Below are 9083 nucleotides of genomic sequence, written 5' to 3'. Positions count from 1 at the left end.
CTGATCTGCTGTGGTATGGTTTATTGTGAGGACATGGGAGCGCTGGGAGACCTCACCCTCCCGATTCGGCGGCAGCGTCAGATGTGTATAGGGGACAGGGGCGGCGATGGTGGAGGCGAGCAGGTGCGGCTTCGGAAGCATGGGGGGAAACTCCGGGCTTGGAACGGGATTGCGGTCCGGCCGGGGCGGGGGAGTGGCGGATCCGCCGTGTTGCTGTAGCCCCGCCCCCGGCGCGATGTCAAGTATTCGTTAAAGGTAGAATGCCGTCGCAGGATGCCTCGGCATCTGCTGATTCCCGATTCTTCTTAGCCCCTCCCCACGATGATCTCACTGCGCAATTTCGCCCTGCGCCGCGGCGAACGCCTGCTCCTGTCCAACGTCGACCTGGCCCTGCACGCCGGCTACCGGGTGGGCGTGGTCGGCCGCAACGGCACCGGCAAGTCCAGCCTGTTCGCCGCGATCAAGGGCGAACTGGAAGCCGACAAGGGCGACGTCGACCTGCCCGGCAAGGTCCGGATCGCCTCGGTCGCGCAGGAGACGCCCTCTTTGCCGGACCCGGCGCTGGACTTCGTGCTCGGCGGCGACGAGGTGATCGCGCAGGTCATCCGCGAGGAAGCCGACGCCAACGCCCGCGAGGACTGGGAGGCGGTGGCCGCCGCCCACCAGAAGCTGGCCGAGCTCAACGGCTACGACGCCGAGGCCCGCGCCGGACGGCTGCTGCACGGACTGGGCTTCCCGGCCGAGACCCACCGCCGGCCGGTGTCCTCGTTCTCCGGCGGCTGGCGGGTGCGGCTGAACCTGGCCCGGGCGCTGATGATGCCCAGCGACCTTTTGCTGCTGGACGAACCGACCAACCACCTGGACCTGGACGCGGTCTACTGGCTGGAGCAGTGGCTGCTGAAGTACCCCGGCACCCTGCTGCTGATCTCGCACGACCGCGAGTTCCTGGACAACGTCGCCACCCACACCCTGCACCTGCACGGCGGCGGGGCGAAGCTGTACGTGGGCGGCTACACCGACTTCGAGCGCCAGCGCGCCGAGCACCTGCGCCAACAGCAGATCGCCCACGACAAGGAACAGGCCGAGCGCGCCCACCTGCAGAGCTTCATCGACCGCTTCAAGGCCAAGGCCAGCAAGGCCGCGCAGGCGCAGAGCCGGATCAAGCGCCTGGCCAAGCTGGCCGGCACCGAGGCGGTGCGCGTGGAGCGCGAGTTCCGGATCGAGTTCGCGCCGCCGGCGAAACTGCCGTTCTCGCTGATCCGGCTCAACGACGTGGAGGCCGGCTACGGCCGGGACGCGGTGATCCTGCACCAGGTCGGCTTCGGCCTGGAGGCCGGCGACCGGATCGGCCTGCTCGGCCCCAACGGCGCCGGCAAGACCACCCTGGTGCGGACCCTGGTCGGCGACCTGGCGCCGGTGGCCGGCGAGCGTTCGGCCCACCCGGACCTGCGGATCGGCTACTTCGCCCAGCACACGGTGGAGTCGCTGCACGAAGGGCAGTCGCCGATCGACCACTTCCGCGAGCTCTCGCCGGATTCGCCGACCCAGGCCTTCCGCGACTTCCTCGGCAAGTGGAACTTCCCCGGCGACCGCGCCTTCGAGACCGTGGACGGCTTCTCCGGCGGCGAGCGCGCGCGCCTGGCCCTCGCCCTGATCGCCTGGCAGCAGCCCAACGTTTTGCTGCTGGACGAGCCGACCAACCACCTGGACCTGGAGATGCGCGAGGCCCTGGCCGAGGCGCTATCCGACTTCGATGGCGCGATCGTGATGGTCTCCCACGACCGCCATCTGATCGGCCTGGTCTGCGACACCTTCTGGCGGGTGGCCGACGGCGTGGTCGAGCCGTTCTCCGGCGATCTCGACGACTACGCGTCCTGGCTGCGCAGCCGCCCGGCGGCGCAGGGCACAAAGCAGCGCATGGCCGAGGCCACGCCGGCCGCAGCGGCGCCGATCCCTGCCCCGCCGGCCGCGGCGAAGAAGCCGGTCAACCCGGTCAAGCTGGCCGCGGCCGAGAAGAAGGTCGGCGAGCTGGAGGCCGAGGTGGCCGACCTGGACCGGCAACTGGCCGATCCCAAGCACCTGGCCGACGCCGCGCGCCTGGCCGAACTGGGCCGCGCCCGCGAAGCGGCGGCCCAGCGCCTGGAGCAGGCCGAGCAGGCCTGGCTGGAGATGATGGATGGGGCCTGAGCCGGTCGCCCGCCGCCCTTGAATCGGCCGCCTATGCCCTAAGATTCCCTGCCGCCGGGCCGTCCCGGCGGTCTCCCCGAACATCGCAACGCCACCGCCATGCCGATCTATGCCTTCCAGTGCGCCGAATGCGGCCACAGTTTCGACCGCCTGCAGAAGCTTTCCGACGCCGATCCGGAGACCTGCCCGTCCTGCGGGACGCAGGGCCAGGTCCGCCGCCAGCTGACCGCGCCGTCCTTCCGCCTGGCCGGCGGCGGCTGGTACGAGACCGACTTCAAGAAGGACGGCGACAAGAAACGCAACCTGGCCGACGGCGGCGAAGGCGCGGCCAAGCCGGCCGCCGCCGCCGACAGCGCGCCCAAGGCCGAACCCAAGGCCGAGTCCAAGCCGGCCGCCGCGACGGGCGGCACCGGCAGCTGAGGCGCCTACAGGCTGCCGGCCGCCAATGCCGTAGCCAGCCGCCGCATCGGCGCGGCCAGCTGCAGCCGTGCCAGCCAGGGCAGGGCGCGCAGGGCCGCCTCCGGATCCGGCACCGCCGCCAGCGGGTCGCGCCAGGCGAACACCACCCGGTTGTCCACCCCGGGTTCCTGCAGGGTCTTCAGCCGCGGTCCGAACACCCGGCGCATCCGCCCGAGGTGCGCGCGCACGTCGGTGGCGTAGAGGTTGGAGGCCAACGCCCCGCCCGGCGCCAGCGCCGCGGCGCAGTCGCGATGGAAGCCCACCGCCGACAGCGCCGGCGGGATGCCGTCGACGTCGTAGGCATCGACCAGCAGCAGGTCGTAGCGGCCGGCGCGTTCGCGCAGCCAGGCCGCGCCGTCGCCCAGCTCCACCGCCAGCCGGGCGTCGTCGGCCGGGACCTTGAACGCATCGCGCAGGGCCAGCACCCCCGGGTCGTACTCGATCACCTCGATCCGGCTGTGGCGCAGGTGGCGATGGCAGAACTTGGCCTGGGCGCCGCCGCCGAGGCCGACGATCCCGATCCGCGCCGGCCGCGGTCGCAGCAGCAGCGCGGCCAGCATCGTCCGGGTGTAGCCGACCTGCAGCCAATCCGGCGCCCAGCGCAACATCCGGGTCTGGGCCACGCCGCCGCGGAACTGCAGCTCCAGATAGCGCCAACTGCGGTACAGGTAGGGTGTGCCGGGCGGCCGCGCCGGCCCGGTGGCGCTCATGGGGCCATGTCCCGGGGCGCGGGGGCGCGGGGACCGAATTGGCGGGACGGGGACGGAGGGCGACCGGGCATCGGCCGATTATCCGGCAACGCAGCGCTCCGCCGCGGGGACCAACGGGCGTTGCGGCGGGCGCGACCGCGCCGGTAGGGTGGGGCCATGTTCTCGACCCTTCGCATCCTCCCGCTCGCCGTGCTGCTGCTCGGCGCCTGTACCCCCCAGGCCGAGCCCGCCGCCAGCGCTACTCCCGCCGGGACGGTGGCACCCCCGACGCAGGCCCCGGCCGACGCCTTCCTCGCCGCCATCGCCGGCCACTGCGGCCATGCCTACGCCGGCCGGGTCGTGGCCGACGTGCCGGCGGCCTCCGGCCCGGACCCGTTCGCCGGCAAGGCGCTGGTCGCGCACGTGCGCGGCTGCGAGGCCCCGGAGCGGGAGATCCGGATCCCGTTCCATGTCGGCGAGGACCGTTCCCGTACCTGGGTACTCACCCGCACCGCCGGCGGCCTGCGCCTGAAGCACGACCATCGCCACGTCGACGGCACGCCCGATGCGGTGACCCTGTACGGCGGCGACAGCACGGAGGCCGGCAGCGCCCGGCGCCAGGCGTTCCCGGTGGACGCCGAGTCGGTGGCGATGTTCCGGCGCGAAGGGCTGGCCGCCTCGGTGGACAACACCTGGGCGATGGAGATCGAGCCGGGGCGGCGCCTGGTCTACGAGCTTTCGCGCCCGGGCGGGCGGCTGTTCCGGGTCGAGTTCGACCTGACGGCGCCGGTGCCGCCCCCGCCTGCGCCGTGGGGCGCGCAGGAGGGCTGAGCCTTCCTGCCCGGTGCCGGCGGCGCCTCAGCGCGTCCCGAAGCGCGCCCGGCAGCCGCCGTCGACCCAGATCGTGCCGCTGCCGTCCCAGCCCCAGTTGCGGTTTTCCTGGCAGCGGGTGCTGGAGATGTTCTCGATCACCTGCGGCCGGCCCTGGCGGCGGTCCCAGGCGCAGCTGCGCTGGCGGTTGTCCTCGCTGCTGCAGGTGACCGAATAGCCGGAATTGCCGCCGCCCCAGTTGCCGCCGCCCCAGCCGCCGCGGCCTTCGCCGAACTCGCCGCGGCAGCCGCCGCTGACCCAGATCGCATTGCCGCGCTGGCCCCAGTTGCGGCCCTCCACGCAGGTGGTGCCGGACAGCTGGCGGACCAGCACCGCGCGGCCGCGGAAATTCGTGGCGCAGGTGCGCTCGCGGCGGTTGTCGCTCTCGCAGCGCACGGTCTGGCCGGTGCTGCCGCCGCCCCAGCCGCCGCGGCCCTCGGCGAAGCGCCCGCGGCAGCCGCCGTCCACCCACATCACGCCATTGCCGCCGCCGAAGTTCTGGCCTTCCACGCAGCGGGTGCCGGAGACGTTCTCCACCAGCATCGGGCGGCCGTTGAACGGGGTGCGGCACTCGCGCCGGCGGCGGTCGTTGCTGGAGCAGATCAGGGTCTGGCCGGTCCAGCTGGAGCCGTTCCAGCCGCCCCAGCCCGAGCCCGGCCGGCCGCCCTGGCTGCCGCGCAGGGAGGTGGCGATGTCCTGCTTGATCCGGCTGAAGCCCCATCCCGAATCGATCTGGTCCAGGTAGAACTCGAGCTGGTCGTCGGGGATCTGGCGGCCCCGGGACTGGTCGGCGTATTCGCGCTCGACCACCCGCACCCGGTCGGAGAACGAGAGCTGGCGCAGGTTCTCCGGGGCGTAGGCGCGGGTGGACTGGGCCGCGGCGGGGGCGGGGAGGACGGCGGCCGCGAAGGCCAGGCCGAGGACGAGACAGACGGCGGACAACGGACGGACCATGACCAACTCCCTGGAAGGCGCCTTGCGGGACCGCGGCGTTGGCTGGATTCGGCCATGCGCCGGCTTAATGCCGGCCTACCGCCACACGGCGCCGGCGGGGCGGAAAGAGCGGTATCCGGGGCCGGTTTGCCCGGACCGGTCCCGGGCCGCAAAATATCGCGTTTTCCGGTGCCGCTGGCGCCGGCCCCCTGCGGAGTTCCCATGCGTACCCATTACTGCGGCCTGGTCGACGAGACCCTGATCGGCCAGACCCTCACCCTCGCCGGCTGGACCGACGTGGCCCGCAACCTCGGCGGCGTCTGCTTCATCGACCTGCGCGACCACGAGGGCATCGTCCAGGTGACGGTCGAGCCGGACAATGCCGAAGTGTTCGCGGTGGCCGCCTCGCTGGGCTACGAGGACGTGATCCAGGTCGAAGGCGTGGTCCGCGCCCGACATGCGGTCAACGACAAGATCCGCACCGGCAAGGTCGAGGTGATCGCCACCCGCATCACCATCCTCAACAAGGCCGCGCCGCTACCGTTCCACGCCCACGAGAACCCGGGCGAGGAGACCCGCCTGAAGTACCGCTACCTGGACCTGCGCCGGCCGGAGATGCAGCGCATGCAGCGCACCCGGATCAAGCTGGTGCAGGCGCTGCGCCGGCACCTGGATGCGGACGGCTTCCAGGACATCGAGACCCCGATCCTGACCAAGGCCACGCCCGAGGGCGCGCGCGACTTTCTGGTCCCGGCGCGGATGCACCCGGGCGAGTTCTACGCGCTGCCGCAGTCGCCGCAGCTGTTCAAGCAGATCCTGATGGTGGCCGGCTTCGACCGCTACTACCAGATCGCGCGCTGCTTCCGCGACGAGGCCCTGCGCGCCGACCGCCAGCTGGAGTTCACCCAGCTGGACATGGAGTTCGCCTTCGTCCGCGAGCGCGACGTGCAGGACTACGTCGAAGGCATGATCCGGGCGATCTTCAAGGAAGTGGTCGACGTCGAGCTGGACCCGCAGTTCCCGCGCATGACCTGGGCCGAGGCCATGCGCCGCTACGGCTCGGACAAGCCGGACCTGCGCATCGCGCTGGAGCTGGTGGACGTGGCCGAGCTGGTCAAGGACAGCGGCTTCGCCGTGTTCACCGGTCCGGCCAGCGATCCGGACGGCCGGGTCGCGGCGCTGCGCATTCCCGGCGGCGCGGCGCTGTCGCGCAAGCAGATCGACGAGTACGCCGCGCACGCGGCCAAGTACGGCAGCAAGGGCCTGGCCTACATCAAGATCGACGAGGCCGGTGCGATCAGCTCGCCGATCCAGAAGTTCTTCGGCGAGGAGCAGTTCGCTGCGCTGGTCGCCCACGTGGGCGCCGGAAACGGCGACATCGTGTTCTTCGGCGCCGGTGGCTACAACAAGGTCTCCGACTTCATGGGCGCGGTGCGGCTGAAGGCCGGCAAGGACTTTGGGCTGGTCGCCGAGGGTTGGCGTCCCTTGTGGGTCACCGACTTCCCGATGTTCGAGTGGGACGAGGAGGCGCAGCGCTACGTCGCCCTGCACCATCCGTTCACCGCCCCGGCGGTGGACGACATCGCCGAGCTGCGCGCGCATGCGAAGACTGCGGTCTCGCGCGGCTACGATATGGTCCTCAACGGCAACGAGATCGGCGGCGGCTCGATCCGCATCCACCGCCCGGAGATGCAGAGCGCGGTGTTCGAGCTGCTCGGCATCGGCGCGGAAGAAGCGGCGGCCAAGTTCGGCTTCCTGCTCGACGCGCTCAACTACGGCGCCCCGCCGCACGGCGGCATCGCGTTCGGCATCGACCGCATCGCCGCACTGATGGCCGGCACCGAGTCGATCCGCGACGTGATCCCGTTCCCGAAGACCACCTCGGCCCAGTGCCTGATGACCGGCGCGCCGTCGCCGATCGCCGACGAGCAGTTGGCCGAAGTGCACATAACGGTTCGCGAAGCCTCACTGCCGAGGCAGTGAGGCCTCCCCGGCATTCCGCGGAGCGGAATGCCGGGCCCCGCTCACCTCTTCCACAACCCCCGCGGCTGTCGCCGCGCCCCCCTTGACTCAAGGGGGGCTCTTTGTCTGACGGAGTGCGAGATGACTGGTTCTGCGTTTGCCCTGCAGTGGGAGCGGCTGGACAACGAGGGTTCCGAAGCCGGCCTGGTGACCGAGCGCGCGCGCGTGTTCGGCGGCTGGCTGGTGCGCGTGGGCGGCTCGCCGGCGGCGATGGCCGTGACCTTCGTCCCCGACGGCCAGGGCCGCTGGGACGGCGAGGACTTCGGCGAGGACGACTACGAGTACGACGAGGACGAGGAAGAAGAGGGCGACGAGGACGAAGACGACCTCGACGGGGAAGAGGACGAAGACGAGGACGAATGAGCCTTCGCATCCGCCGCGCCGTGCCCGCCGACGCGGCGACCCTGTCGTCGCTGGCGGCGCGCACCTTCACCGAGACCTTCGGCCACCTGTATCCGGCGCAGGACCTGGACTTCTTCCTGGGCGATGCCTACGCGGTGGAGAAGCAGGCGGTGATCCTCGCCCATCCGGACTATGCGGTGTGGTTGCTGGAGGATGGCGGGACGGCCGTCGGCCACGCCGCCGCCGGCCCCTGCGGGCTGCCGCATCCGGACGTGGCCCGGGGCGATGGCGAGCTCAAGCGCCTGTACGTGCTGGCCAGCCACCAGAACGGTGGCTGGGGCGGCAAGCTGTTCGACGAGGCGCAGCGCTGGTTGCTGCGCGACGGCCCGCGCACGCTGTGGATCGGGGTCTGGTCGCAGAACCTGGGGGCGCAGCGTTTCTACGCCCGCCACGGCTTCACCCAGGTCGGCACCTACGAATTCCCGGTCGGCCGGGTGCGCGACCTGGAGTTCATCCTGCGCCGGCCGGCGGCCTGACGTCCGCGCGGGACGCGGGAGGCCTCCGCTCCTTCCGGCACGACGACGGACGCGGCGGACCTTCCGGCCCGCCGCATCCGCCTCGCCTGCCTCGCGGCCTACCGTGCGGCCGCCTGCGCGGCCTGGTCGACCAGCGCGGCCACGGCCTCCGGCTGCGAGGTCATCACCACGTGCGAGGCGCCCGGGATCACCACCGTGCTGCGCGAGCCGGCGCGGTCGGCCATGTACTGCAGCGCCTGGGCGGGGATGTTCCTGTCGCCGTCGCCGTAGACGAACCACGACGGGACGTCCTTCCAGCGCGGCTGGCCGCTGGCTTCGGTCAGCGCGGCCTTGGCCACCGGGCGCTGGGTCGAGGCCATCACCGCCGCCTCGGCCTCGGGGACGTCGCTGGCGAACTGCTGCCAGAACGCATCCTGGCGGATGTACAGGTCCTCGCCGCCGCCGGCGCGCTGCACCGGCTCGGCCAGGGTGCCGGGCAGGGTGCTGCCGGGGAAACGGCCGGTCAGGTCCAGCACCGTCTCGCCCTGTTCGGGGGCGAAGGCGGCCACGTACACCAGGGCCTTGATCTTCGGATTGGCGCGGACGTTGGAGATCACCGCACCGCCGTAGGAGTGGCCGACCAGGACCACCGGGCCCGGCGCCCGGTCGACCAGGCCATCGACCAGTCCGGCGTCGCCGGCGACGCTGCGCAGCGGATTGGCCGCGGCGACCACGGTATAGCCGCGGGCCGCCAGGCGGGGCACCACGCCGTTCCAGCTGGCCGATTCGGCGAAGGCGCCGTGGACCAGGATGACGGTGGTATTGCGGGCGGCGGCGTCGGCCGCCGAAGCGTCGGCACCGAAGGCGGCGGTGGCGATGGCAGAGGCCAAGGCGATGGACTTGAACGACTTCATGGCGGATCTCCTCGTGGTCTGTAGGGGCTGGCCGGTCGGCCAGTGGGTTCCACGATACGGACCCGCTCCGGACGCCAGGACGCGCGCAGTCCTGGAAACATGATCGTTCGTCCGGATGGCGCGGACCCCCGGAGCCAGGCGCCGTCCTCCCG

General features: G+C 71.9%; 9 protein-coding genes. 6 read left to right on the top strand and 3 right to left on the bottom strand.

Annotated elements, in window-relative coordinates:
- Positions 1-321: 321 nt before the first annotated feature.
- On the top strand, positions 322-2187 hold the full coding sequence (locus CSC62_RS10410; RefSeq protein ID WP_162406117.1) for an ABC-F family ATP-binding cassette domain-containing protein: 1866 nt from the start codon (positions 322-324) through the stop codon (positions 2185-2187).
- Between the two features lie 99 nt (positions 2188-2286).
- Positions 2287-2607 carry an FmdB family zinc ribbon protein gene (locus CSC62_RS10405; protein ID WP_162406116.1) on the top strand — a complete coding sequence of 107 codons (321 nt, stop codon included), beginning with the start codon at positions 2287-2289 and terminating at the stop codon, positions 2605-2607.
- Positions 2608-2612: 5 nt separating this feature from the next.
- Here CSC62_RS10405 and CSC62_RS10400 read toward each other — a convergent pair whose 3' ends face one another.
- The gene (locus CSC62_RS10400) at positions 2613-3356 is read right to left on the bottom strand and encodes a class I SAM-dependent methyltransferase (protein ID WP_162406115.1); all 744 of its coding nucleotides are present in this window, start codon (positions 3354-3356) and stop codon (positions 2613-2615) included.
- A gap of 156 nt (positions 3357-3512) precedes the next feature.
- Between CSC62_RS10400 and CSC62_RS10395 the strand changes: the two genes are divergently transcribed.
- Entirely contained in the window at positions 3513-4166 is a 654-nt protein-coding gene (locus CSC62_RS10395) for a hypothetical protein (protein WP_211368973.1), read from the top strand.
- A gap of 27 nt (positions 4167-4193) precedes the next feature.
- Here CSC62_RS10395 and CSC62_RS10390 read toward each other — a convergent pair whose 3' ends face one another.
- A complete protein-coding gene (locus CSC62_RS10390) occupies positions 4194-4886 on the bottom strand; it encodes a DUF3011 domain-containing protein (protein WP_425502014.1) in 693 nt (230 codons plus the stop codon).
- Between the two features lie 474 nt (positions 4887-5360).
- Here CSC62_RS10390 and aspS point away from each other — a divergent pair, with 474 nt between their 5' ends.
- The 3 genes from aspS to CSC62_RS10375 all read left to right on the top strand — a co-directional run bounded on the left by aspS (position 5361) and on the right by CSC62_RS10375 (position 8038).
- Positions 5361-7121: an aspartate--tRNA ligase gene (aspS, locus tag CSC62_RS10385; protein WP_162406113.1), complete on the top strand. Its 1761-nt coding sequence runs from the start codon at positions 5361-5363 to the stop codon at positions 7119-7121.
- A 120-nt stretch (positions 7122-7241) separates the two neighbouring features.
- Complete coding sequence (locus CSC62_RS10380) at positions 7242-7523, top strand: DNA primase (RefSeq protein WP_162406112.1); 282 nt, start codon at positions 7242-7244, stop codon at positions 7521-7523.
- A complete protein-coding gene (locus CSC62_RS10375; RefSeq protein ID WP_162406111.1) occupies positions 7520-8038 on the top strand; it encodes a GNAT family N-acetyltransferase in 519 nt (172 codons plus the stop codon). The genes CSC62_RS10380 and CSC62_RS10375 overlap by 4 nt, the downstream gene beginning before the upstream one ends.
- A 98-nt stretch (positions 8039-8136) precedes the next feature.
- Here the strand turns inward: CSC62_RS10375 and CSC62_RS10370 are convergent, their stop codons facing one another.
- Positions 8137-8931 carry an alpha/beta fold hydrolase gene (locus CSC62_RS10370; protein ID WP_162406110.1) on the bottom strand — a complete coding sequence of 265 codons (795 nt, stop codon included), beginning with the start codon at positions 8929-8931 and terminating at the stop codon, positions 8137-8139.
- Between the last annotated feature and the right edge of the window lie 152 nt (positions 8932-9083).

Source organism: Pseudoxanthomonas jiangsuensis, assembly GCF_010093185.1.
Taxonomy (GTDB): domain Bacteria; phylum Pseudomonadota; class Gammaproteobacteria; order Xanthomonadales; family Xanthomonadaceae; genus Pseudoxanthomonas; species Pseudoxanthomonas jiangsuensis.
This window is presented reverse-complemented; position numbering and strand designations above follow the sequence as displayed.